Consider the following 23,672-nt stretch of genomic DNA (forward strand, 5'->3'; position numbering starts at 1 on the left):
CCAAGCGGTCTTAGGAAGACAAAACATTCTACCAACTCCTTGGCTCACAGAACGACATGGCTACGATCCGACTTCGCTGGTCAGCTACGCCAACGTCGACACCTCGCCGGCGCACGGGCTCTGGATCACCTGCGGCGCGAGCCTCTCGCCGTGGAACACGCATCTGTCCAGCGAAGAATACGAGCCGGACGCGACCAAAGCGGCCACCGACGCGCAGTTGCGCGCATACAGCCAGAACCTTTTCGGCGATCCGGCCAAGGCGAACCCGTATCACTACGGTCATTTGCCGGAGATCACCGTGCATCCGGACGGCACGGGCAGCGTCAGGAAGCACTATTGCCTCGGCCGCATCTCGCACGAGCTGATCCAGGTGATGCCCGACCAGCGCACCGTGCTGATGGGAGACGACGCAACCAACGGCGGCCTCTTCATGTTCATCGCGGACGCTGCGAAGGACCTGTCGGCGGGCACGCTGTACGTCGCGAAGTGGAATCAGACGTCGTCGGCGGGCGCGGGCTCGGCCACCCTGTCCTGGATCAGACTCGGCCACGCGACGAGCGCCGAGATCGAAGCGCTCGCGGACCAGTTGAAGGCGGCGGACATCATGGACGTCATTCCGGTCAGCAACACGGATACGACGCAGTACCCCGGCTACCAGAAGATCCACTTCAATAACTCTTTCAACTGGGTGCAAATCCGGCCGGGTATGGAAAAGGCCGCGACCTTCCTCGAGACGCATCGCTACGCGGCGCTTGCCGGCGCGAGCATGTGCTTCACGAAGCTCGAAGGAACGACCGTCAATGCGCGCGACAAGGTGTTGTACTCGGCGATGTCGCAAATCGTGACGTCGATGGTGCGCGGCAATGTCCATTCCACCGACATCGCGCTCGACAAGGCAATTAGCGCAGGCGCGGTCTATGCGCTGAATCTGCGCGGCGGCCAGCACGCGACCGACGGTTCGGCGATCGACAGCGAATGGGTGCCGGTCGACATGAGCGCGCCGGCGGCACTGGTCGGCGAGGATCTGGCGACGCCCGATGCGCTCGGCAACACGGCGAACGTCGACAGGATCGCGAGCCCGGACAACCTGAAGTTTTCGGAGAAGCTGCGCACGCTGTTCATCGGCGAAGACAGCAGCCAGCACGTGAACAACTTCCTGTGGGCGTACAACGTCGATACGAAGACACTGTCGCGCGTGCTGTCGACGCCGGCTGGCGCGGAATCGACGGGCCTGCATGCGGTCGACGAGATCAACGGCTGGACCTACGTCATGAGCAATTTCCAGCACGCCGGCGACTGGGGCGGTATTCACAGCAAAGTGCAGCCCACGCTCGATCCACTCGTGCGTGCGAATTTCAAGGACGGATATGGCGCGTCGGTCGGCTATTTGACGGCGGAACCGACGGCCGTGAAGCTTTAATGACGCGGTAGGGGTAGCAGGAAGCTTTCGGCCACGCTCGAGCGTGGCCTTTTTTCGTTGCGCCCCATATTGTGGGAGACCGGCGGTTGGAGTATCAGCCTCGACTGCGTCGTGGCGTCGTCGCGTCGTCTAGAATGCAACTAACTGTCTGGCTCGCAAGCCGCCCGCCAGCATTCGAGCGGTCCCGCGCCGGTATGACTTCAAGCGGCCGATCAGTGGTTTTCAGCTCAGTGAGGCAAGCAGAATAGACAACTTCCGGATGTGAGCCTTGAACGCTTCGTCGATTTCACGGTCATGTCCAGAACTCAGATGCGGCGCTTCGGCAAGTTCGACCTGCTGCTGGAATTCGTCGGCGATCCTCCGCCGTTCGTCGGGCGGCATCGCGCGGATCAGCGACACCAGCAGCAGTTCCTGTGCGTGAACGATCCCGAGCATCGCTTGCGCGTTCATGTCGACCTCCATCCAGCGCCGTCGCCGATATGTCGTCTTTCAATTCCATACTAGTGCAAGCCGGATCGAAGGTCGCACTGCATTCGTGCAGGAGCCGTGGCCGTGCCCGCAACCCTGGTGAGAGGCATGCCGGCCTCGCGTTGGGCGCAGGCAGCCGCGAGCCCGCGCGTTCGACGTTCGTGCGGGCGGGGCATGTACCTTGCGTGGCACTGCCGTCGCGGATGACGGGACACGACAAATGTCCTAATCTGCTTATTTATCCACCAGACCGGCTCGCGCCGCCTGTGCCTTATCGCTTGCGTGCGGTTCAGGTGCGTGCCGCGTCGCTTTACCGGAGGCCTCGATGACAGCGGTGGATCTGGAATTCGACCAGCTCAACAGCACCGTCGATGCGCTGCGGCGCTCGATTTCGAATCGCATGATGTACGGCGTCGGCAAGGATGCCGTCACCGCGCGCCCGCAAGACTGGCTGCACGCCGCCGCGCTTACCGTGCGCGACCGGCTCGTCGCGCGCTGGATGAAAACGACGCGCGAGCAATACGAACAGGACGTCAAGCGCGTCTATTACCTGTCGATGGAATTTCTGATCGGCCGCACGTTTACGAACGCGCTGCTCGCGCTCGGCATCTACGATCAGATGAAGGAGGCGCTGGCGAGCCTCGGCGTCGATATGGAAACGCTGACCGATCTCGAGCCCGACGCGGCGCTCGGCAATGGCGGCCTTGGCCGACTGGCCGCGTGCTTTCTCGATTCGATGGCCACGCTCGGCATTCCGGGCTTCGGCTACGGCATCCGCTACGAGTACGGGATGTTCCGCCAGCAGATCGTGAACGGCGAGCAGGTCGAAACACCGGACTACTGGCTGCGCGCGGGCAATCCGTGGGAATTTCCGCGACCCGAGGTGCAGTACATCGTGCATTTCGGCGGCCGCACCGTGCAGCGCAACGACCATATCGAATGGATCGAAACGCAGCATGTCAACGCGATGGCATACGACACGGTCATTCCCGGTTTTGCGACGAGCGCGACGAACACGCTGCGCCTGTGGTCCGCGCGCGCGACCGAAGAACTCGATCTGTCCGCGTTCAACCAGGGCGACTACCGCCGCGCGGTCGACGCGAAAAATATGTCGGAGAACGTATCGCGTCTGCTGTATCCGGACGACTCGACGTCAGCCGGACGCGAGCTACGGCTGAGGCAGGAGTACTTCTTCGTCTCGGCGACGATGCAGGATCTGATCCGCCGCTATCTGCGCACGCACAGCACGTTCGGCCGCTTCGCGGAGAAGGTCGCGGTGCACCTGAACGATACGCATCCGGTGCTTGCGATTCCCGAATTGATGCGGCTGCTGGTCGACGTGCATCGCGTGCCTTGGGACAAGGCGTGGAAAGACGTGCAGCAGGTGTTTTCGTACACGAATCACACGCTGATGCCCGAAGCGCTCGAAACCTGGGACGTCGAAACGCTCGCGCGTCTGTTGCCGCGTCACCTCGAAATCATCTTCGAGATCAATGCGGAGTTTCTGAAGCGTGTCAGCGAGCATTCGGGTCATGACGTCGATATGATCCGCCGCATTTCGCTCGTCGACGAATATGGGCAGCGGCGCGTGCGGATGGCGCATCTGGCGATCGTCGCGAGCCAGAAGGTGAATGGGGTATCGAAGCTGCACTCGCAACTGATGACGCGCGATATCTTCGCCGACTTCGCGCGCATGTACCCCGAGCGCTTTACGAACGTGACGAACGGCGTGACGCCGCGGCGTTGGCTTGCGCAGGCGAGCCCGTCGATGTCGTCGCTGATCGACCAGCAGATCGGCGCGCGCTGGCGCCGCGATCTGTTCGAGCTGTCGAAGCTGCGCGAGCTGAAAAACGACCCTGCGTTCGTCGATGCTTTCCGCGAAGCGAAGCGGCAGAACAAGCAGCGTCTCGTGCAGCGCCTGTCCGAACATACGAAGATCGGCTTCGATCCGGACGCGCTATTCGATCTGCAGGTCAAGCGCATTCACGAATACAAGCGGCAGTTGCTGAACGTGCTGCATGTGATCGTGCGTTACAACCGGATTCTCGCGGAGCCGCAGCGCGATTGGGTGCCGCGCGTCGTCATGTTTGCGGGCAAAGCCGCATCCGCGTACCGGATGGCGAAGACCATCATCAAGCTGATCGGCGACGTCGGCGCGAAGGTGAACAACGATCCGGTCGTCGGCGACCGTCTGAAGGTGGTGTTCGTGCCGAACTACGGCGTGAGCGTCGCCGAGCTGATCATTCCGGCCGCCGATCTTTCCGAACAGATTTCGATGGCGGGCACCGAGGCGTCGGGCACCGGCAACATGAAGCTCGCGTTGAACGGCGCGCTGACGATCGGCACGCTCGATGGCGCGAACATCGAAATCTGCGATGCGGTGGGACGCGAGAACATCTTTATCTTCGGCCACACAGCCGACGAAGTGGACAACCTGCGCGCGACCGGTTACAGGCCGCGTCAGTTGTACGAAGACGACCCCGAGCTGCGGGTGGCGCTCGACCAGATCCGCACCGGGTTTTTTTCGCCCGACGACCCGCTGCGGTTTTCGGACATCTTTCACACGCTGGTCGACTGGGGCGATCACTATATGGTGCTCGCCGATTTCGCGGCGTTTGCGAAAGCGCAGGATGAAGTCGACCGGCGCTTCGTCGATACACGCGGCTGGGCGGCGAGTGCGATCGAAAACGTGGCCGGCATGGGGCAGTTTTCGTCGGATCGCACGATTGCCGAATACGCGCGCGATATCTGGCAGGTGAAACCGCTCGACATGGAGTGAGTCGCGAGTGCGGGCTGCGGTGCGGCGCAGCCCGCAACCGCGCTTACCCGTCGATCGTCTCGGCGTCGCGCGCCGCGCGCACGCCAAGCTGTCCGTTTCTGAAGTCGAACAGCAGATCGATGTTCTGCAACGCCATCAGCCCGATCACAATCCGGTTCGCGCCGGCCTGCGTCTTCGCGATGGCGACCTGTGCGCCTTCGAAGCGATGCGCCCAAGGCCCGACGCCGAGCGCGACGTCATAGTTGCCCTGCTTGAGCACGGTATTTTCATCGCCGTCGCCGACCCAGGCGGGTGCCTTGTCGGTCTCGATACGGATCATGCCGCTGCCGCCCGTCGCGAACACGACGGGCGCGCAAAAGCGCATCTTGTCGGCGACCTGCACGCATCCGGCCGGCCATTGCAGCGCGCCGCCCGGTGCCGCTCGCAACGGCAGCAGCGTAAAGCCGGTCGCAACCGCATTCGACGGACTCAATACCAGAAACGGTCGCGCAAGATCCGCATGCACGAGGTACCGCTCGCCGATTCGCGCGGGCAGTGCACGTAATGGCTGTGCGCAGCACGTGTCGTTCGGCGCATCGGCCGCGGCGCCGAGAATGCCTGAAAACGCCCAGCCAAATTCGCCCGTGTAGCCGTCCATCGCGACGCAGCGTTTTATGCCCGGCATGCAGCGCACATCGTCGACCGATTGCGCCGCGATATCGACGGGCTTCGTACCCGCCATGCTGAACGGCACGTCCACCACGGGTCCCGAGGCTTGCGCGCCGGTCGGAAACGTCAGCGTCGTTCGCATGCCGGCGGCCGCATAGCTCGTGCGCGGCAGCGCCGAAGAGAGCACTCGCACGCCACGCGTGCCCGTATCGAACATCAGGTAGACCGCTTTGCCGTCGATCACCGTGGGCAGGCCAAGCCGCGCGTGGCCGAGGTCGCTACGTTCGACATGCAGCGGAACCAGCAGGCCGTCACGGCCCCCGTTGATGAGACCCGCGGTGGAAGCGGGCGGTGTCGGCACCGTGATCGACGTGCCGCAGCCGGTAACCCACAGCGCCGAAACGAGGACGGTGAAGCATGCGCCGGTGCGCGACACGGCGCGGCGCGTCGAAGAGAAGAGCGTCATAAGACACACCTTGCGGTTGCGCGTGTCCCAATGGCGATCCCATCGCGCGAATGCGTACGGCAGAGATGGGGTGGCCGAAACTGGGAACGCGGGTGACAAAAACCGCAAACTCTACGCGCGCGCGGCGGCGACTCTGCAAAAATCTGTGAAAGCTAGACGTCCTGAAGACGTTTGATCGCCGTTGCCCTGACGCGGCCGATCGTGGCTCGCTCGAGGCCGCCGGTCAGTGCGGCGATCACTTCGTCGACGCTGCGCGACATCGCTTCGACGCGGAACGTGATGCGCTCATGACGTTTGTCGATGGTCATCACATAGAGTCGCAGATCGGTGCCGAGGGCGGTATGCAGCGCACGCCGGCCGACCGAAGACGAAGTGCCGGGCACCGTGATGTCGATGGTGACAAACGAGGAAGACAGCTGAGGGGCGGCTGCCGCGCGAAGCCCGCGCGGCGCGGGACGTTCGCGGGCGGTTGAAGGTTCGTGCATCTTCGAAGTGCCGACGCGAGCGGGGACGGCACGGCTGTTATGACCTGTTCACTGTAGCCTCGCACGTCTTAAACGAGTGCAAAAGCGCGCCGAAGGCGCGTTAACTTTCTGTTAACGCGTTGGCGATTGCGGACTTGTTCGCCCGGCTTCCATCAGCTTACCGGCGTGGCCGCCAGCGCGTCTCGAACCGTTTGCGCGACGCGCTCGACGAAGTCGAGATCGAGGCTCGACAGCGCCTCGCGTTCACCTTCGCTGGACTGCACGATGAGCCGGTGCGTGACATCCTGGCTGATCCACGTGAGCCAGCCGACTACGACGAGCATCGCGCCGCACACGATTCCGGCCGGCGACCGGAACGCGCCGCCGACCACCGCGCTGGCCGCGCCCGCCACCGAGATGACGATCGGCAGCAAGCGATTGCGCGGCACGGTGACGACGCGCACGCCGCCAATGTCCCGCAGGGGGAAGACCTGGCCGGCGGCGGACAGGGCGTTGCGCGTGACCGAGACACCGCGCTCGTTGAAGGGAAGATCCATCGGCAGGCCACACGAGTATGAAATATGTGTGAATTATGCCGCCGACCAACGACGAGGTTACGGATTTTTGCATGCGACCGGCGCGCGCACCCCGGCCCGCATGCTTCGTTGACCGCGCCGGCCTGCGTGGTCAGGGTGTCTGAATACCCCGTGTGTTGACGAACACCGCATACAACGTCGAGGTCGCCGCGATGAACAGGCGATTGCGTTTGGGCCCGCCGAACGTCACATTGGCCACGGTTTCGGGCGTGAGGATCTTGCCGATCAATTCGCCCGAGGCGTCGATGCAGTGCACGCCGTCGCCCGCGCTCACCCACAGGTTGCCATCTTCGTCGAGTCTGAAGCCGTCGGGTATGCCGGGTTCGATCGTCGCAAACACGCGCCCGTTGGTCAGCTTCCCGCCGTCCGTCACGTCGAACACGCGAATATGATGAGGCGCGTCCGGTGCGTGCGAGCGGCCGGAATCCGCGATGAACAACTGCCGTTCATCGGCTGAGAACGCAAGCCCGTTGGGTTTGACGAAGTCGTCGGCGACCACGGTGATTTCACCTGTTTGCGGATCGCAGCGGTACACATGGCATCCGCCGATCTCGCTCTCGGCCTTGTGTCCTTCGTAGTCGGTCAGAATGCCGTAGGGCGGATCCGTGAACCAGACCGTACCGTCCGATTTGATCACGACATCGTTCGGCGAATTGAGGCGCTTGCCGCCCACGCGTTCGGCAAGCACCGTGATCGTACCGTCCGGCTCGGTGCGTGTAACACGCCGGTTGCCGTGCTCGCAGCTGACGAGCCGTCCCTGGCGGTCGCGCGTGTTGCCGTTCGAAAAGCCCGACGGATAGCGGAATACGCTGACCTGCCCGGTCTCTTCTTCCCAGCGCAACATCCGGTTGTTCGGAATGTCGCTTAGCAACAGATAGCGGCCGTCGGCAAAGTACACCGGGCCTTCGGCCCAACGCATGCCCGTGTGTAGCGTCTCCAGTGTGCATACCGGAATCATGTACCGCATGAAGCGCGGATCGATCGCTTCGAAATACGCCATGATACGTCTCCGTTGTTATGACTTCGGCCATGCCGGCCGCTCTGCCTGCTAATCGGTTTTCTTGCGCGGCTTCTCCGCCGCCTGCGACGCATCTGCCGCGGCGGCCGGCGGACGCCGCACTGGCTTGCCCCGCACGTCCCAATAAAAAGTCTCGACATTGGTCAGATGCGTGCGCATGACCTGCTCGGCGCGGTCCGGATCGCGCGCGGCGATTGCGTCGAAAATTCGCGTGTGACAGTCGATCGCCGCATGGAGCGCATCGTGATGCTGCAATGACGTATAGCGCTGATCCTGCAGCACGCTCAACACACTGCGATACAACGCGTCGATCAGCGGATTGTGCGCAAGGCTCGCGATGCCGAAATGAAATGCGTCGTCGGTTCTCGCGAACGTCTCCATGTTGCCCGCGCTCGCTTCATTGTCGCGCAGCAGCTGTTCGAGACGCTTGAGGTCGTCGGCCGAGGTCCACCGGCATGCCTCGCGCGCGAGCGCCACCTCCGTGAAAAGCCGCGTTTGCTGAAACTGCTGCATGCCGCGAGGCGTCGATGCGAACAGCAGCGCCGCTCCCGACAGATGCTCGAGCAGTTCGCTCGGGTCGGGTTCCACGACGCGTGCGCGCTCGCCTGCGCTCACCGAAATCAACCCTTTCTTGTTCAGCCATAACAGTGCCTCGCGCACCGCCGGGCGGCCGACGCCGAAGCGCTCCATCAGTTCGCGCTCGGAAGGCAGCGGATCGCCCACGCCGACTTCTCCCGACAGGATCATCGCTTCCAGATGCTGGGCGACCTGATCGAACAGGCGCTGGCGTTTGATCGGGAAAGTAGCGGGGGGCGTGGACATAAAAGGCTCGTGATGGCGGCGATAAACTTACTATGCTACACGCTCCCTTCAGCGCCGAGTACGCGCCGCTTGGCGGCGACGAGCGCGGCGAGGCATCGGTCCCGCCATGCGCGGCGCGCGGGCAATGCATCGGCCGGCGTCAGCACGCGGCGCTGCTGCTCGATGGCGGCGACGAGCTGCGGCCCCCATTCGCGCGGGTCCGCCTGCTCTTTCGCGAGGCCGTAATACATCGGTCCGAGATTGCGGCAGTATTCGGCCACGCCCTGCTGCGCGTTCAGATCGATGGTCTCGAACGGCCCCATGAAAAACCAGCGCAAGCCGAGGCCGTCGGCCACCGCCTTGTCGACATCGGCCACGCTCAGCACGCCGTCTTCGACGAGCCGGAACGCCTCGCCGAGCAGCGCGCTTTGCAGCCGGTTCACGACGAAGCCGTTGACCTCGCGGGACAGACGGATCGGCGCCTGGCCGACCTGCTCCATCAGTTTCGCGGCGCGCTCGAGCACCGCCGGATCGGTCCAGGGCGCCGGCACCAGCTCGACGAGCGGAATCAGATGCGGCGGATTGATCGGGTGCACGACGAGGCAGCGCGCGCGTGTCGCGAGATGATCGGTGAACGACGACGCCGGTAGACCGGACGTCGAACTCGCGAGCACGACATCGGGTGCGGCAAGCGTGTCGAGCCGCTGATACAGCTCGCGTTTGATCTGCACGCGCTCCGGCGCGCTTTCCTGAACATAGTCGGCGTTGGCGAGCGCCTCTTCGAGCGTCGCGCATGGATGGAGCCTTGCGCAGACCGTATCGGCGCTCTCGCTGCCGCCGAGCCCCTGTTTCGCGAGACTGCCGATCGACTCGCGCACGAACGCGAGCGTCTGCTGCACGGCCGCAGGCGTCGCGTCCCACACGGCAACGTCGAAACCGGCGCGCGAGAAAACGAGGGCCCACGACGAGCCGACCACGCCACATCCAATCACCGCAACCCGAGTCATAAACGATCCACTCCAGAAAGATTAGCCGGCCGCGTTCACGGCCGCTTTGCGGCGACGGATCGCCGCGTACACGGACAAGGCGACCGCTACGATCAGAATGCCGCCGTTGAAGAAATATTCGACATAGAACGGTGCGCCCAGCTGTTGCACGCCCGAGAACGAGAACGCGACGATCAGGATCGCGAGCAGCGTGCCGCCGACGTTGACGCGCCCTGGCCGGATCGACGTGGCGCCGAGCAGCGAGCCCGCAAAGGCCGGCAGCAGATATTCGGCGCCGACCGAGGGCGTGCCCGAACGCAGAATGCTGCCGAGCAGGACGCCCGCGATGGCGCATAACAGCCCCGACGCGGCGAACGCGCCGCAGATGTAGCTGCCGGTGCGCAGGCCGGACAGTTCGGCCGCGCGCGCGTTCGAACCGATCACATAAAGACTGCGTCCGACCGGCAGCCGCTCGAGCACGATCCACAGCACGATCGCGACGATCGCCACGTAGACCGCGGGCAGCGGCACGTAGCCGAGCACCTGGGACAGGTTCGAAAAGCCGTCGGGCAGGTTGAAGCCGGCGATCTGCTGGCCGCCCGTGTACCAGTTCGACACGCCGTAGAGCAACGATCCCATGCCCATCGTCGCAATGAACGAGTCGATCTTGAAGCGCGTGACCAGAATGCCGTTGATCAAACCGACTAACGCGCCGATCGCGATGACGAGCGCGGCGGCAACGGGCCACGACAGCCCGCTGTTGACCTGAAAGCCGATCACGAGCACCTGCGCCATGCCGACGTGATATCCGACCGAAAGATCGAAGCGCCCGGTGGCGAGCGGCAGCATCACGGCGAACGCGAGCAGCGCTGTCACCGACTGGCTCGTCAGCAGATTGCCGATGTTTCCGCTGCTCAGAAACGTGTCCGGCCGCAGCGCGGAGAACACGATCAGAACGAGCGCGAACACGAAAATCAGCCCGTAGTTCGCGAACAGTTCGACCGCGCGTTTCGCGGCTGTGGGCGGGGGCCTGCGCGGCGCCGTCGGCCCGCTTGCCCTGCTCGATTCGACGCCATTTCCGCTGGTGCTATTCATACGTTATCCGAAAGGTAGGTCGCGTCTTGCGCGCCGGACCGGCGCTCGCCGAGGGACGAGCGCGCGATCAGCGCATCCATCGTCAATGCGTGGCCGGCGAGTTCCGCGGCGACGCGGCCGCGGTCGATCACGAGGGCGCGGTCGCAGACGGCCGCGACTTCTTCGAGGTCCGACGACACGACGATCACGGCCGCGCCGTCGGCCGCCGCCTTGCGCAGCATCTGGTGAATCGACAGCTTGGCGCCGATGTCGACGCCCGCGGTGGGTTCCTCGAGAATCACCACGCGCGCACGCGCTTCGAGCCAGCGTGCGAGACATACCTTCTGCTGGTTGCCGCCGCTGAGCCAGTCGATCAGCGAGCCCGGATTGCGCGGGCGCACGTCGAACTGCTCGAGACGCGCATGCACGGTCTTGCGCTCGGTCGCCGTAGCGCGCGGCTGCCAGAGACCGCGCGCGGTGATGAGCGGATTGGGAAACAGGTTTTCGGCGAGCGTCATGCCGGGAAACGTGCTCTCGCGCATGCGGTCGCCGGCGAGCAGCACGATGCCCGCGCGGATGCGCGCGCCGATTCCGTCGGTACGCGGCAGGGCGCTGCCATCGAGCACGATGCGCCCCGCATCCGCCGTCAACGCGCCGAAGATCGCACGGCCCGCGGCTTCCTGTCCGCCGCCGCGCAAGCCGACGAGGCCGAGCACTTCGCCCGGGCTCGCGTCGAACGACAGCGGCCCGCGGCCTTCGACCACGAGATCCTCCACGCGCAGCGCGGCAGGCTGCCGGACCGCATCGTGACGCGCGATCTCGACGCTTTCGAGCGGCCGGCCGAGCATCTGCGCGATCAGCCGTTCCGGATTCGTCGCGCGGATCTGCGCCGTATGCACGTGGCGGCCGTCGCGAAACACGGTCACGCGGTCTGCGAGGCCGAACAGCTCGTTGAGCCGATGCGAGACGTAGATGATGCTGGTGCCCGCGTCGCGCAGACGGCGGATCGCTTCGAAGAGCCGTTGCGCATCGGCTTCGGGCAGGGCGGCGGTCGGCTCGTCGAGCACGAGCGCGCGCGGCTTGCCCGCGAGGCTGCGCACGATGCCGAGGATCGCCTTCTCGGACAGGCTCAGCGTGACGACGAGGCGTTCGGGATCGGGCGGGTCGACGTCCATCGCCGCGTAGAGCGGCGCGACCTGGCGCATCACCGCCTGCCAGTCGATGAGCCCGCGCTTGCGCGGGTAGCCCGCGATCAGCGCAATATTTTCGCCGACGCTCAGATCGTCGACGAGTGCGAGATCCTGGTGAACGAAGGCAAGCGGCAAGGCGTCGACGGCCGGGTCGGTGACCTTGCCGTCGAGCCGTATCTCGCCGCCGTCGGCCTGATAGACGCCCGCGAGAATCTTGATGAAGGTCGATTTGCCGGCACCGTTTTCACCGATCAGCGCATGAATCTCGCCGGCGCGTAACTCGAACGACGCGGCGTCGAGCGCAAGCGCACCGAAGAAGCGCTTGGTGATGCTGCGCGCCTCGAGCAGCGGCACGGTGCCGGCCGTCATCGTCAGCCCCCGCTCTTGGCGCCGCAAGCCGCGTTCGTGCCGCGCCAGATGTTCTGGTAATGGCACGCGAAGCCGTTGCTCGGGATGAACTCGTTGTTCTTGCCGCCTTCGGCATCGGCGTTTTCTTTCGTGACGAGATAGGTCGGCTGCACGAATTTCGACGGCGGTTCGCCGGCCATCGCGCGCACGATCGAATCCACCGCTTCGTAACCGAACAGCGTGCTCGGCTCCGGGACGGTCGCGACTTCGTATTCGCCTTTGCGGATCATGTCGTAGGCGGACGGCGGCCCATCCGAGCCGACCAGATGCACTTCGTCGGGCTTCACGCCCGAAGCGCGCAACGCCGACGCGATGTACGGATAGAAATTGTCGCAGCAGGTCGTGCCCCACCAGCCCTTGCCCTGATTCGCGACGATGCCGGAGATGACGGCCGGAATCCGGCGTGTCTGATCGGCGATCGGAATGTTCACCATGTCGATGAACTTGCAGCCGCTGCAGCCCTTGATCGGATCGGTCGCAGCCTCGGCCTTGAAGCGCGCGATCGCAAAGCTGTTGTCGAGGAAGTGCAGGTCTTTGCCCGTGCCGTTCGACTGGGCGATCACATAGGCCGCTTGCGTCTCGCCGATTTCAGCGGGATTCGACGAGATGTTGTTGTACAGGCCAAGCTTCGGATCCGGGCCCGGGAACGCGGTCGCGTGAATGCCGATCACCGGAATGTGCTGCGCGACCGCCTGCTTGATCGGGCCTTGCAACGCGCTGGCGTCGGCGGACGTCACGATCGCGGCGGGCTTGCTCGCGACCGCCTGTTGCATCGCGGCGAGCGTGCCGGTCACGGTGCCCTGGCCGTTCAGCACGACCGCTTTCCAGCCCAGCGCCTTCGCCGCTTCGGTGACGCCGCGGCCCCAGTTCACGAACGACACGTACGACTGGTCCGCCGAGACGTAGACGATGGTCAGCGGCTGGGTCGATGCGCGCGGACCGCTGGTCGGTCCTTTCCATTCGGTTTGCGCCTGCGTGCGTTCCTTGACGATGGCTTTCGCGTCGTCGACGGAAATCGTCTTGCGGATTTGCGGTTGCGGCCATGCGTCGTATGGCGTCGCGCGCGTTTGAGTTTGTGCGAACGCGTGGCCGGCCGCCAGCAGTCCGCCGCAAAGGAACGCGAGCATGGCGGCCCCGCGCCGCCTTTTTCCGTCCCGCGCGCTGAAGTTGCGGCCCGTTGCCGGGTACGGCCGCTCACCGTTGATGTTCGAAAGCATGTCGTCTCCTCAGTGGGTCGCCATCACGGCGACGTTTATTTGACCCTTCGTCCGCTTAGTAGCTGTTCAACCAGTATGACAAGTTGATATGTCGGTAGTCAGCAGTGTTTACCCGTATGGGGATAAACGCGCGTGCGGTGTACTTCTCGACAGCGCCTTATGCATGATCAATCGATCGTCGTTAATCGATCATATGTTCGATATGGATCAAATTCTCATTGACCCGGCATGCGAGGGGCGACATCCCGGCTGGTGCGGGCGGTCCGGTCGGCTCGCTTTTGTCGCGAAAAGCGACGATAAGCGTCGTGTAATACTCGCTGCGACGACGGATTGCTGCGGGTTAACCATCTGTTGCGGAAGATTGACACCCTTTTCCCTGCCCTCTAGGATAGCGCTCGATTGATCAATTGTTCATTGATGAGCAAATGACGGAGGCAAGGTGAGCGATCTGCTACTCGAGGCGACCGGTCTGAAAAAGTCTTTCGACGGCGTTCCCGCACTCGACGACGGTCGCTTGACGCTGCACCGCGGAAGTGTCCACGCGCTGTGCGGTGGCAACGGCGCCGGCAAGTCGACGTTTCTCAGCATCATCATGGGCATCCTCGAGCGCGATGCCGGCACGATTCTGCTCAACGGGCGCGAGGTTCACTTCCGTTCGCCGGCCGACGCGCTCGCCAACCGGATCGCGATCATCACGCAGGAGCTCACGCCGATCCGCGGCATGACGGTGGCCGAGAACCTCTATCTCGGACGCGAGCCGCGTCGCGCGGGCGTGCTGGTGAAATTCAACGCGCTCGCGCGTAAGGCGCAGCAACTGCTCGACCGGCTCGGCTTCGCGATCGATGCGCGCGCAACGGTCGACTCGCTGAGCCTCGCGCAAATCCAGCTCGTCGAGATCGCCAAGGCGTTCAGCCGCGAATGCGACGTGATGATCATGGACGAGCCGACTTCCGCGATCGGCGAATCGGAAACCGAGGTGTTGTTCAATGCGATCCGCAGCCTGACCGCGCAGGGCACCGGCATCATCTATGTGACGCATCGGCTTTCCGAAGTATTCCGGATTGCAGACCGATACACGGTGTTTCGCGACGGCCGCTTCGTCGATAGCGGCCGCATCGCCGATATCGACCGTTCGTATCTCGTCAGCACGATCGTCGGTCGCAAGCTGAATCAGAACGACAAGAAGCGCCGGCCCACCGGCGAAACGATCCTCGAAACCGCTGGCCTCTCGCGCAATGCGGAGTTCGAGGATATTTCGCTGTCGGTCAGCGCCGGCGAAGTGCTCGGCATCTACGGTTTGATGGGCTCGGGCCGCAGCGAGTATCTGAACTGCGTCTACGGGCTCACGAACGCGCAGGATGGCGAAGTGAAATTCAAGGGGCGCAGGCTTGCGCCGGGCAGCCCGCGCCAGGCGATCCGCGCCGGTCTCGCGCTCGTCACCGAGGACCGCAAGGAAACCGGCCTGATCCTGTCGTCGTCGGTGCGCGACAACATTTCGCTGTCCGCTTATCCGGCACTGTCGCGCTTTTCGCTGATCGACGGGCGCAAGGTCAAGGCGCTCGTGCGCGCGATGATCGATCGCATGCGCATCAAGACCGCTTCGGCTTCGCTGCCGGTTTCGTCGATGAGCGGCGGCAACCAGCAGAAAGTCGTGCTGGCGCGCTGCCTGTCGACGAGCCCCGTCTGCCTGCTGTGCGACGAGCCGACGCGCGGCATCGACGAAGGCGCCAAGCGGGAGATTTACCAGTTGCTCGACGATTTCGTCACGCAGGGCGGCGCGGCCATTGTCGTGTCGTCCGAAGCTCAGGAAGTACTCGACGTCAGCGATCGCATCGCAATCTTCAAGTCCGGGCGGTTGGTCTCCGTGATCGACGGCCATCTCTCCAGCCAGGAAGACCTTCTGCACCTCGCGTCATGAATACACCACTCTCACCTTCGGTCAGCGTTCCCGCGCAGAAAAGCCGTGCCGCGCAGATGCATCAGCTTTACCAGCGTTACGGCATGCTCGCGGCGCTGGTGCTGCTGTGCATCGTGCTGTCTTTCGCGAACCAGTATTTCCTGACGTGGGGCAACATCGCCGACGTCCTCCGGCAGACCTCGATCAACGGGATTCTCGCGGTCGGCATGACCTACGTCGTTCTGACCGGCGGCATCGACCTGTCGGTCGGCTCGACGCTCGCGCTGGCGGGCATGGTCAGCGCGAGCGTCGTGACCGGCGCGCATCCGCACGGTGTCGCGCTGGGGCTGCTGGCGGGTCTGCTGGTCGGCGCGGCGGTCGGCGCGGTCAACGGCATCGTGGTCGCGCGGCTCGCCGTGCCGTCGTTCGTCGCGACGCTCGGCATGCTCAGCGTCGCGCGCGGTCTGACGTTCATCTACAACGACGGCATGCCGATCGCCGATCTGCCCGACGGCTTTCTGCGCACGGGTACCGGCAACTTCGCCGGCGTGCCGGTGCCGGTGATCGTGTTCGCGCTGGTGGTGCTGCTGTTCTGGTTCGTGCTGCGCTACACGACTTACGGCCGCTACGTCTATGCGGTCGGCGGCAACGCGAAGAGCGCGAAAACGAGCGGCATCAGCACCGGCAAGATCATTTTTTCGGTGTACGTGATCGGCGGGCTGCTGGCCGGACTTGCCGGCATCGTGCTGGCTGCGCGCACCACGTCGGCTCTGCCGCAGGCGGGTCTGTCGTACGAGCTCGACGCGATCGCCGCCGTGGTGATCGGCGGCACGAGTCTGTCGGGCGGCTCGGGCTCGCTCGGCGGCACGGTGGTCGGCGCGCTGCTGATCGGCGTGATCAACAACGGTTTGAATCTGCTGGGCGTGTCGTCCTACTACCAGCAGGTCGTGAAGGGCGTGATCATCGTCGGCGCGGTTCTGCTCGATGTATCGCGCAAGAAGCAGTGACCTCCATCCAGGATCGGACTTAACAACAAACTCAGGAGACGATCAGTGAAGCTACGGAATCAGGCAGTGCTGGCGGCCGTGCTCGCCGCGATGACGATCGGCGTCGCGCAGGCGGCGAAGCCGGTTCGCATCGGCGTCATGCCGTATGGCCTCAAAGCCGAATTCATGCAGATGTGGACCAACGCCGTCAAGCAGGATCCGGCGGTCAAGAACGGCTCGGCGCAGATCGTCGTGTTCGACGGCAACTACGATGCGCTCACGCAAAGCAATCAGTTCGACACCATGATCACGCAGAAGTACGACGCGATCATCTTTGCGCCGATCGACAAGAATGCCGGCGCGGCCGCGGTCGCGAAGGCCGTGGCCGCCCATATTCCGGTGATCGGCTCCAACACGCACGTGTCCGGCGACCAGCTGACTTCGTACGTCGGCAACGACGACGTCGTCGCGGGCCGGCTCGAAGCCGAAGCGATCGTCAAGGCGATCGGCGGCAAAGGCAACGTCGTGATCATCGAGGGGCCGATCGGCCAGTCGGCGCAGATCGACCGCTCGAAGGGCATTGCCGAAGTGCTCGCGCAGCACAAGGACGTGAAGGTGCTCGAGAACAAGACCGCCAACTGGTCGCGTGCCGAGGCGCTCGCGCTCGTCGAGGACTGGCTGACGTCGCACCCTGGGCAGATCAACGGCGTCATCGCCGAAAACGACGAGGAAGCGCTCGGCGCGATCCAGGCGATGAAGTCGAAGGGGCTCGACCCGAAGAAGATTCCGGTGGCAGGCATCGACGGCATCGCCGACGGCATACAGGCGGCCAAACGCGGCGAGATGACGACCTTCTTCCAGGACGCCAAGGCGCAATCGCAAGGTGCGCTCGATCTCGCGATGCGCGCGGTGGTCGGCCCGACGTACAAGCCGCAGTCCGAAATCTGGACCGAGTACGGCGCGAAGATGCCGTGGAACGGCGGCACCGGCAAGGAGTACACGGTGCCGTGGACGCAGGTCACGCAAGCGAATGCGGACGCCATCCTCAAGAAGGTTCGCGAAGTCTCGCAACAGTAAGCCGTACGTCACCGACCGGAGCAGATCCATGGCGCAGCAAGCAGGCAAACTTTTCGATCTGAGCGGCCGCGTGGCGCTCGTCACCGGCGCGGCGAGCGGCATCGGCTTCGCGGCTGCCGAAAGCCTCGCGGCGGCGGGTGCGCGGCTCGCGCTGCTCGACATCAATCCGGCGGTGCGCGAGGTTGCCGCCACGCTGCAAGGCGGCGAACGGGGTCACGTCGCCGTGGTGGCCGATCTCGTCGCGCCCGGCGCCGCCGAGGCGGCGGTGCGCGACGTCGTCGCCCGCTGCGGCCGGCTCGACATCCTTGTCAACAATGCGGGCGTCGCGTTGCTGGAACCGGCCGAGACGTTGAGCGAGGACGCCTGGGACCGCACCATGGCGCTGAACCTGAAGGCGCCGTTTCTGCTCGCGCAGGCGGCGGGCCGCGAGATGATCGGGCGCGGCTACGGACGCATCGTGAACCTCGCCTCGCAGGCGAGCGTGATCGCGCTCGAACGTCATGCCGCGTACTGCGCGAGCAAGGCGGCGATCGTCGGCATGACGAAGGTGCTCGCGCTCGAATGGGCGAAACACGGCATTACGGTCAACGCTGTTTCGCCGACCGTGGTCGAAACCGAACTGGGCCGCAAAGCGTGGGCGGGCGCGGTCGGCGAAGCAATGAAGGCGAAGATCCCGGCCGGCCGCTTTGCCCGTCCCGACGAAATCGGCGCACTGATTCTTTATCTCGCGAGCGACGCCGCAGCGATGGTGAACGGCGAGAACATCGTGATCGACGGCGGCTACACCGCTCAATAGGCGGCGCAACGCGAAGCCGCGCATAAGAAGCGTGCATGGAAGCGGGTGCATAGGAAACAGCGCACCGGGAAGCGGATAAACGCAACCAGAGAACTCGAGGAAAGCTCATGAATCGCGTCATCAACAATCCGGATCTGGTTGTCGAAGACATGTTGCGCGGCATACTCGCCGCGCATCCGGAACTGCGAGCGTCGGCAGACAATCCGCGCGTCGTCTCGCATGTGAACGCAGGACAGAAGGGCCGCGTGGGCATCGTCACGGGCGGCGGGTCGGGTCACGAACCGGCCTTTATCGGCTATGTCGGCGAGCACCTCGTCGATGCGGTCGCCGTTGGCGAGATCTTCTCGTCGCCGACCGCGAAGTCGTTTGCCGACGCGTTCAAGGCCGCCGATGGCGGCGCGGGCGTCGCGTGCCTGTACGGCAACTACGCCGGCGACAACATGAACGTCAAGATGGCGATGCGCATGGCCGAACGCGACGGCATCCGCGTGGTGCCGGTCGTCGCCAATGACGACGCCGCCTCGGCGCCGCCGGAGGAAATCGCGAAACGCCGCGGTGTGGCCGGCGAGATCGTCATGTGGAAGGTCGCCGGCGCGTGCGCGGCGCTGGGCGCCTCGCTCGACGAAGTGGTGTCGGCCGCGCGCCATGCGATCGAATCGACGCGCTCGATCGGCATCGGTTTGTCGGCGTGCACGATTCCCGCGGTCGGCAAGGCCAACTTCACGATCAAGGATGGCGACATGGAAGTCGGCATCGGCCATCACGGCGAGCCCGGAATCGAAGTGCAGCGCACGGTGCCGGCAAAAGACATGGCGAAGCGGATGCTCGATACGCTGCTGCCCGATCTGCCTTTCGCGCGCGGCGACAAGGTCGCATTGCTGGTTTCCGGGCTCGGCGCGACGCCGCTGATGGAGCAGTACATCCTGTACGGCGAGGTAGCGGACTATCTGCGCGAAGGCGGCATCGAAATCGGCTTTTCGCGCGTCGGCAACCTCTTCACTTCGCTCGAGATGATGGGCGTGACCGTCACGCTGACGCGGCTCGACGACCAACTCTCGCGCGCGCTTCACCATCCGTGCCGAAGCATCGGCATCACCGTAGGAGACGCATCGTGACCGACACTCTCGACATGGCCGCCGCGGGCAGCGTGGTGGCCGATCTGATCGGCGTCATCAATTCGAACCGCCAATACCTGAGCGAAGTCGACGGCGCGATCGGCGACGGCGATCACGGCATCAACATGAGCAAGGGCTTCTCGCAGTGCGGCGAACGCCTCGCGAAGCGCGCCGCGCCGCCGTCGCTGCCGGCTGCGCTCGCCGATCTGTCCGATGCGCTGATGGGCGGCATCGGCGGCTCGATGGGACCGCTGTACGGCTCGTTCTTCCTCGATATGAGCAGCGTGCTCGAAGGACACGCGTTGCTCGACAGCCCACTGTTCTATCGCGCGCTCTCGGCCGGCATCGACGCGGTCCAGGCGATCGGCGACGCGAAAGTGGGCGACAAGACCTTGATCGATACGCTCGAGCCGGCGCGGGCCGCATACGAGGCGGCGCTTGCTGAAAACCGTTCGTTTCGCGAATGCCTCGACGCGATGACCGCGGCCGCCGAAGGCGGCATGAACTCGACGCGCGAACTGCGCGCGCGCGTCGGCCGTGCCAGCCGTCTCGGCGATCGCTCGATCGGCGTGCTCGATGCGGGCGCGTGTTCGTGCTTCCTGATCCTGCGCAGCATGAGCGAATCGCTTGGCGCGTTGCTCGCCGCTGCGAAGCAGGGTGAGAAGCAGGGTGAGAAGCAGACCGGCAAGCAGACCGAGAAGCACCCCGCCTGAACGGGCGCCGAAGGCGCTGCAAAGGCGCTGAAGGGACGCGCAGGCAGGCGATGCGTCTGCCGCGAGGAGACGTCCGTCCGAACGACGCGGGCGCGCAATGGCAGAACGACAGAACAACCTCAAGGAGACGAACATGCAGGCGAGCAAACGGCGGTCCCTGAAGTACCTGACGAGTATCGCGCTGCTGCCGCTCGCCAGCGGCGTGCGCGCGGCGCAGCAGAAGGTCCGCATCGGCGTGGTCGTGCCGACGCTCGACGCGCAGTTCTGGAACAACTACGTCGACTTCATGAAGCAGGGTGCCGGTCAACTCGGCGTCGATCTGACCGTGCTCAATGCAGACAACAAGCCGGACCGCATGGTGAGCAGTCTCGAGGATCTGACCGCGCAGAAGGTGGACGGCATCATTTTCACGCCGTACTGGTCGACGGCGGTGCCCGGACTCACGCTTGCGAAGAACGCGGGCATCCCGGTCATCCTCACCGACTCGTACCCCGACTTCAGCCCGCAAACGCCGCGCTTTCCGAACTACATCGCCTTCATCGGACCGAGCGACGAAGAGGCCGGCTATCAGATGGCGATCAAACTGTTCGCCGCGGTGCCCGCCGGCGCCAACGGCAAGAAGGTGATCGGCGTGGTCAACGGCACGGCCGGCACGTCGGTCGCGATCGATCGGCGCAAAGGGCTCGGACGCGCGCTGAAGGAACATCCCGAGGTGACGGTGGCCGGCGAGGTCGACGGCAACTTCGTGCGCGATACGTCGCAGACCGCCTTCGAATCGCTGTATCAGGGGCATCCCGACATCAAGGGTGTCTGGGCCGCCAACGGCGGCACGGCGACCGGCGTGATGGCCGCGCTGCGCAATGCCGGCAGGATGCCCGGCAAGGATGTCTACGTGGTCGCGATGGACCTGAACCCCGAAAACGTCGAGGCCGTGAAGCGCGGCGAACTGCTGTTCGACATCGGCGGCCACTGGCTGCAGGGCGGCTTTGCGCTCGTGATGCTGTTCGACCAGATCAAGGGCAAGCCCGTGAGCAGGCAGGACGACACGGTCAAGCTTCATCTGCTGCCGCTGAGCCGCGATCAGGTGCCGCAGTTCGAAAAGGACTTCCCGCATGGCCTTCCACCCTACGACTTCCGCAAGCACTCGCGTTTCTACACGCCGAATGCACCGGCCGCGTCGTTCGACATGAAGTACAGCTAAGCATTCGTCAACTTGCACACGCGAGGTTCCCTGTCATGCCCGACGGTATTCGCAGATGACGCTGGTCGCTGAGCACATTAACAAGCGCTTCGGCAATACCGTTGCGCTTCGTGACGTATCGATCGTGCTCGCGCCGAACGAGGTTCACGCGCTGGTCGGCGAGAACGGCGCGGGCAAGTCGACGCTGCTGCGGATCCTCGCCGGCGCCGAGCGGCCCGACGACGGCGCGATGCGCCTCGCCGACGCACGTTACGCACCGCACGCGGTACCGGCACCGCTGATCGCGATCGTCGTCGCAACAGGGCTCGCCAGCGTATTGCACTGGACCGTGCCGACCGTCGGCGGCGGTCGGCCGGTGCCGACAGAATTGCCGCGCTTGACGCCGTGGAGCGTGCCTTTCGATCTGGCGACTCTAGGGATTGTTTGGCAAACGGCGATTAGCATCGCGTTCGTGGGGTTGCTGGAGACGCTGCTGACCGCGAAGCTCGTCGACCAGATGACTGAGTCGCGCTCGAACAAGACGCGGGAATCGTGGGCGCTCGGCGCGGCCAATCTGTGCGCAGGTGCGTTCGGTGGGATTGGCGGTTGCGCGATGATCGGGCAGACGGTGGTGAACGTTGGCATCGGCGGAGCACGCACGCGCGTATCCACGCTGGCAGCCGCGTTTTCGCTACTGCTCTTGATAACGTGCCTCAGTTCCGTGATGGCGCGCATTCCGATGGTGGCGCTGGCGGCGGTGATGATGGTCGTCGCGGTAAAGACCGTCGACTGGCACGGTCTGCGACCCACTACGCTCAAGCGCATGCCATTGATGGAAACGTCAGTCATGCTCGTGTCCGTAGCGGTCACCGTTTATACCGGCAATCTGGCGCTCGGCGTGGTTGGCGGCGTGCTTCTCGCGACCGTGCTGTTCGCGCGGCGCGTGGCGCATGTGGTCCAGGCCACGCGCACGATATCGCTCGATGGAAGCGTGCGCTATGAAGTGCATGGGCCGCTCTTCTTCGGAAGCAGCAACGATCTGGTGGATCGCTTCGAGTACGCGAACGATCCTCGTAACGTCATCATCGATTTTTCGAAGTCCCAGATCTGGGACGCTTCGACGGTCGCCGCTCTTGATTCGATCGAACAGAAGTACCGTCAGCACGACATCGAGGTGCAATTTGTGGGGCTTGACGAACGCAGCTCCGCATTCCATGCGCGCCTGAGCGGAAATCTCAATGTCGGCTGATCCGGAACGTCGGCTCTCGAGCCGACGGATTGGAATGCGCCAGACCACCTCTGCAGGGCCGCTCTGACCATAATCATCTGCCTGCCTCCCAGGGCGAGCGGCGCATCAGGGCGCTGAAATCCCTGCGAACGAACCGTGGATCCTTATACGCCATCACATCGGCCAGACCGGTTCCCTGAGTGGTTTCCGGACGGTGCGCGAGGCTGTCGTACAGCGATTGCATAAACTCGTCCGCGAACCCTCGCGGGTGAGGGTAAGCCGATTCAACGGCGTTCCTCTGCGTGCTTGTGAAGTCATCATATCCGGCACCTACCAGGTCCATGTTGGCGCCTTCTGCGACAAGTGCGGCAAGCGGAAACAGATGAGGAGAGACGCCGTTCGTCGTATGCAAGGCAATGGCAAGCCAGACGGTTTGACTATCGGCTTCGGAAACGCCGTGACTACGCAGGAAATCGCGTGCCGCGTTCGCGCCGTCGACTTCATAGCGCAAATGACTCTCCTGATATCGTTGTGTCAGGCCAAAATCATGAAACATCGACGCGACGTAAAGAAGCTCCGGGTCGACTGCCAAGCCCTTGCGTTTTCCTGCCATTGCGGCCCAGTAATAAACGCGCATCGAGTGATCAAAAAGAAGCTTCCCCTCGGACTCGCGGACAAGCCGGGTCGCGTCGCGCGCGAGTTGGCTATCGGGAACGCTTATGCCGCCAGGCTCGATCTGCGCAACGCGATGAATAGGGTCGGGGGCGGGAGGGGGAGCGGTGCCGTTTGCGGATGCTTGAACGGCGCCGGCAAAGACAGATAGGAGAGCGGCAAGCCCGACAATTACTCCGGTTCGAATCTGCATGTTTCGACTCCTGCTGGATTTAGCGGTTAGGAAGTGCTACTGCCTACAGCAGCGAAATTGGGACGCTTTATCGTCATCTCCATGTCAAATAGACATGCGATTCGTGCCATGAGGCGGGACCAGACATGGCACGGCGTCTCGTTTACCTTGACCTGCAGGTTCGGGAGGTCGAGCGGGATCTGTTTGCAGAACTTCGCGAAGACCAGAACACCACACGCTGTTGTCCGGTCGCGGTATCGGTGCGATCACAGCAAGGAGAATCGCAAATCAAACTGGCCGA

At 64.1% G+C, this 23,672-nt stretch carries 21 protein-coding genes; 10 read left to right on the plus strand and 11 right to left on the minus strand.

The window, feature by feature from the left end; genetic code table 11:
- The coding region (locus tag QYH69_RS33085) for an alkaline phosphatase PhoX (RefSeq protein ID WP_308835888.1) at positions 1 to 1,420 on the plus strand (1,420 nt) is incomplete at its 5' end.
- 222 nt (positions 1,421 to 1,642) lie between these two features.
- Here QYH69_RS33085 and QYH69_RS33090 read toward each other — a convergent pair.
- A complete protein-coding gene (locus tag QYH69_RS33090) occupies positions 1,643 to 1,870 on the minus strand; it encodes a hypothetical protein (protein WP_075161613.1) in 228 nt (75 codons plus the stop codon).
- A gap of 343 nt (positions 1,871 to 2,213) precedes the next feature.
- Between QYH69_RS33090 and QYH69_RS33095 the strand changes: the two genes are divergently transcribed.
- The gene (locus QYH69_RS33095; protein WP_308835889.1) at positions 2,214 to 4,667 is read left to right on the plus strand and encodes a glycogen/starch/alpha-glucan phosphorylase; all 2,454 of its coding nucleotides are present in this window, start codon (positions 2,214 to 2,216) and stop codon (positions 4,665 to 4,667) included.
- A gap of 43 nt (positions 4,668 to 4,710) precedes the next feature.
- Here QYH69_RS33095 and QYH69_RS33100 read toward each other — a convergent pair whose 3' ends face one another.
- The 9 genes from QYH69_RS33100 to QYH69_RS33140 form a co-directional block, all read right to left on the minus strand.
- Positions 4,711 to 5,781: a hypothetical protein gene (locus tag QYH69_RS33100; protein ID WP_308835890.1), complete on the minus strand. Its 1,071-nt coding sequence runs from the start codon at positions 5,779 to 5,781 to the stop codon at positions 4,711 to 4,713.
- Between the two features lie 152 nt (positions 5,782 to 5,933).
- The gene (locus QYH69_RS33105) at positions 5,934 to 6,266 is read right to left on the minus strand and encodes a hypothetical protein (RefSeq protein ID WP_308835891.1); all 333 of its coding nucleotides are present in this window, start codon (positions 6,264 to 6,266) and stop codon (positions 5,934 to 5,936) included.
- A 152-nt stretch (positions 6,267 to 6,418) separates the two neighbouring features.
- On the minus strand, positions 6,419 to 6,802 hold the full coding sequence (locus QYH69_RS33110) for a DUF6232 family protein (RefSeq protein WP_308835892.1): 384 nt from the start codon (positions 6,800 to 6,802) through the stop codon (positions 6,419 to 6,421).
- A gap of 130 nt (positions 6,803 to 6,932) precedes the next feature.
- On the minus strand, positions 6,933 to 7,841 hold the full coding sequence (locus tag QYH69_RS33115; RefSeq protein WP_308835893.1) for an SMP-30/gluconolactonase/LRE family protein: 909 nt from the start codon (positions 7,839 to 7,841) through the stop codon (positions 6,933 to 6,935).
- 48 nt (positions 7,842 to 7,889) lie between these two features.
- Complete coding sequence (locus tag QYH69_RS33120; protein ID WP_308835894.1) at positions 7,890 to 8,681, minus strand: FCD domain-containing protein; 792 nt, start codon at positions 8,679 to 8,681, stop codon at positions 7,890 to 7,892.
- Between the two features lie 35 nt (positions 8,682 to 8,716).
- Positions 8,717 to 9,667, minus strand: a complete 951-nt coding sequence (locus tag QYH69_RS33125) for a 3-hydroxyacyl-CoA dehydrogenase (protein WP_308835895.1) — start codon at positions 9,665 to 9,667, stop codon at positions 8,717 to 8,719.
- A 21-nt stretch (positions 9,668 to 9,688) separates the two neighbouring features.
- The gene (locus QYH69_RS33130) at positions 9,689 to 10,741 is read right to left on the minus strand and encodes an ABC transporter permease (protein ID WP_308835896.1); all 1,053 of its coding nucleotides are present in this window, start codon (positions 10,739 to 10,741) and stop codon (positions 9,689 to 9,691) included.
- Entirely contained in the window at positions 10,738 to 12,306 is a 1,569-nt protein-coding gene (locus tag QYH69_RS33135; protein WP_308835897.1) for a sugar ABC transporter ATP-binding protein, read from the minus strand. The genes QYH69_RS33130 and QYH69_RS33135 overlap by 4 nt, the downstream gene beginning before the upstream one ends.
- Complete coding sequence (locus tag QYH69_RS33140; RefSeq protein WP_308835898.1) at positions 12,282 to 13,535, minus strand: substrate-binding domain-containing protein; 1,254 nt, start codon at positions 13,533 to 13,535, stop codon at positions 12,282 to 12,284. Before QYH69_RS33140 ends, QYH69_RS33135 begins: the two co-directional genes overlap by 25 nt.
- 439 nt (positions 13,536 to 13,974) lie before the next feature.
- On the opposite strand from QYH69_RS33140, the gene QYH69_RS33145 reads away from it, so the two are divergent.
- From QYH69_RS33145 to QYH69_RS33180, 8 genes are all read left to right on the plus strand, one after another.
- Positions 13,975 to 15,453 (plus strand): sugar ABC transporter ATP-binding protein, encoded by a 1,479-nt coding sequence (locus tag QYH69_RS33145; protein ID WP_308835899.1) that lies wholly within the window; start codon positions 13,975 to 13,977, stop codon positions 15,451 to 15,453.
- Positions 15,450 to 16,439, plus strand: a complete 990-nt coding sequence (locus QYH69_RS33150; protein ID WP_075161076.1) for an ABC transporter permease — start codon at positions 15,450 to 15,452, stop codon at positions 16,437 to 16,439. Before QYH69_RS33145 ends, QYH69_RS33150 begins: the two co-directional genes overlap by 4 nt.
- A gap of 90 nt (positions 16,440 to 16,529) precedes the next feature.
- The gene (locus QYH69_RS33155) at positions 16,530 to 17,495 is read left to right on the plus strand and encodes a substrate-binding domain-containing protein (RefSeq protein ID WP_374992552.1); all 966 of its coding nucleotides are present in this window, start codon (positions 16,530 to 16,532) and stop codon (positions 17,493 to 17,495) included.
- Between the two features lie 28 nt (positions 17,496 to 17,523).
- On the plus strand, positions 17,524 to 18,291 hold the full coding sequence (locus tag QYH69_RS33160; RefSeq protein ID WP_308835901.1) for a GolD/DthD family dehydrogenase: 768 nt from the start codon (positions 17,524 to 17,526) through the stop codon (positions 18,289 to 18,291).
- A 107-nt stretch (positions 18,292 to 18,398) separates the two neighbouring features.
- Positions 18,399 to 19,406, plus strand: coding sequence for a dihydroxyacetone kinase subunit DhaK (locus QYH69_RS33165; RefSeq protein ID WP_308835902.1), 1,008 nt, complete (start codon positions 18,399 to 18,401; stop codon positions 19,404 to 19,406).
- A 14-nt stretch (positions 19,407 to 19,420) separates the two neighbouring features.
- The gene (gene dhaL / locus QYH69_RS33170; protein ID WP_308835918.1) at positions 19,421 to 20,119 is read left to right on the plus strand and encodes a dihydroxyacetone kinase subunit DhaL; all 699 of its coding nucleotides are present in this window, start codon (positions 19,421 to 19,423) and stop codon (positions 20,117 to 20,119) included.
- Positions 20,120 to 20,216: 97 nt separating this feature from the next.
- Positions 20,217 to 21,320 (plus strand): ABC transporter substrate-binding protein, encoded by a 1,104-nt coding sequence (locus QYH69_RS33175; RefSeq protein WP_308835903.1) that lies wholly within the window; start codon positions 20,217 to 20,219, stop codon positions 21,318 to 21,320.
- 55 nt (positions 21,321 to 21,375) lie between these two features.
- Entirely contained in the window at positions 21,376 to 22,548 is a 1,173-nt protein-coding gene (locus QYH69_RS33180) for a SulP family inorganic anion transporter (RefSeq protein WP_308835904.1), read from the plus strand.
- A 73-nt stretch (positions 22,549 to 22,621) separates the two neighbouring features.
- On the opposite strand, the gene QYH69_RS33185 is transcribed toward QYH69_RS33180, so the two are convergent.
- On the minus strand, positions 22,622 to 23,392 hold the full coding sequence (locus tag QYH69_RS33185) for an HD domain-containing protein (RefSeq protein WP_308835905.1): 771 nt from the start codon (positions 23,390 to 23,392) through the stop codon (positions 22,622 to 22,624).
- Positions 23,393 to 23,672: the final 280 nt, after the last annotated feature.

The organism is Paraburkholderia sp. SARCC-3016 (assembly GCF_031119615.1).
Taxonomy (GTDB): Bacteria; Pseudomonadota; Gammaproteobacteria; order Burkholderiales; family Burkholderiaceae; genus Paraburkholderia.

Coding starts and splice junctions, on each gene's coding strand:
- QYH69_RS33090 (WP_075161613.1), bottom strand. CDS start 1,870: ATGAACGCGCAAGCGATGCTCGGGATCGTTCACGCACAGGAACTGCTG.
- QYH69_RS33095 (WP_308835889.1), top strand. CDS start 2,214: ATGACAGCGGTGGATCTGGAATTCGACCAGCTCAACAGCACCGTCGAT.
- QYH69_RS33100 (WP_308835890.1), bottom strand. CDS start 5,781: ATGACGCTCTTCTCTTCGACGCGCCGCGCCGTGTCGCGCACCGGCGCA.
- QYH69_RS33105 (WP_308835891.1), bottom strand. CDS start 6,266: ATGCACGAACCTTCAACCGCCCGCGAACGTCCCGCGCCGCGCGGGCTT.
- QYH69_RS33110 (WP_308835892.1), bottom strand. CDS start 6,802: ATGGATCTTCCCTTCAACGAGCGCGGTGTCTCGGTCACGCGCAACGCC.
- QYH69_RS33115 (WP_308835893.1), bottom strand. CDS start 7,841: ATGGCGTATTTCGAAGCGATCGATCCGCGCTTCATGCGGTACATGATT.
- QYH69_RS33120 (WP_308835894.1), bottom strand. CDS start 8,681: ATGTCCACGCCCCCCGCTACTTTCCCGATCAAACGCCAGCGCCTGTTC.
- QYH69_RS33125 (WP_308835895.1), bottom strand. CDS start 9,667: ATGACTCGGGTTGCGGTGATTGGATGTGGCGTGGTCGGCTCGTCGTGG.
- QYH69_RS33130 (WP_308835896.1), bottom strand. CDS start 10,741: ATGAATAGCACCAGCGGAAATGGCGTCGAATCGAGCAGGGCAAGCGGG.
- QYH69_RS33140 (WP_308835898.1), bottom strand. CDS start 13,535: ATGCTTTCGAACATCAACGGTGAGCGGCCGTACCCGGCAACGGGCCGC.
- QYH69_RS33150 (WP_075161076.1), top strand. CDS start 15,450: ATGAATACACCACTCTCACCTTCGGTCAGCGTTCCCGCGCAGAAAAGC.
- QYH69_RS33155 (WP_374992552.1), top strand. CDS start 16,530: ATGACGATCGGCGTCGCGCAGGCGGCGAAGCCGGTTCGCATCGGCGTC.
- QYH69_RS33160 (WP_308835901.1), top strand. CDS start 17,524: ATGGCGCAGCAAGCAGGCAAACTTTTCGATCTGAGCGGCCGCGTGGCG.
- QYH69_RS33165 (WP_308835902.1), top strand. CDS start 18,399: ATGAATCGCGTCATCAACAATCCGGATCTGGTTGTCGAAGACATGTTG.
- dhaL (WP_308835918.1), top strand. CDS start 19,421: ATGGCCGCCGCGGGCAGCGTGGTGGCCGATCTGATCGGCGTCATCAAT.
- QYH69_RS33175 (WP_308835903.1), top strand. CDS start 20,217: ATGGCAGAACGACAGAACAACCTCAAGGAGACGAACATGCAGGCGAGC.
- QYH69_RS33180 (WP_308835904.1), top strand. CDS start 21,376: ATGACGCTGGTCGCTGAGCACATTAACAAGCGCTTCGGCAATACCGTT.
- QYH69_RS33185 (WP_308835905.1), bottom strand. CDS start 23,392: ATGCAGATTCGAACCGGAGTAATTGTCGGGCTTGCCGCTCTCCTATCT.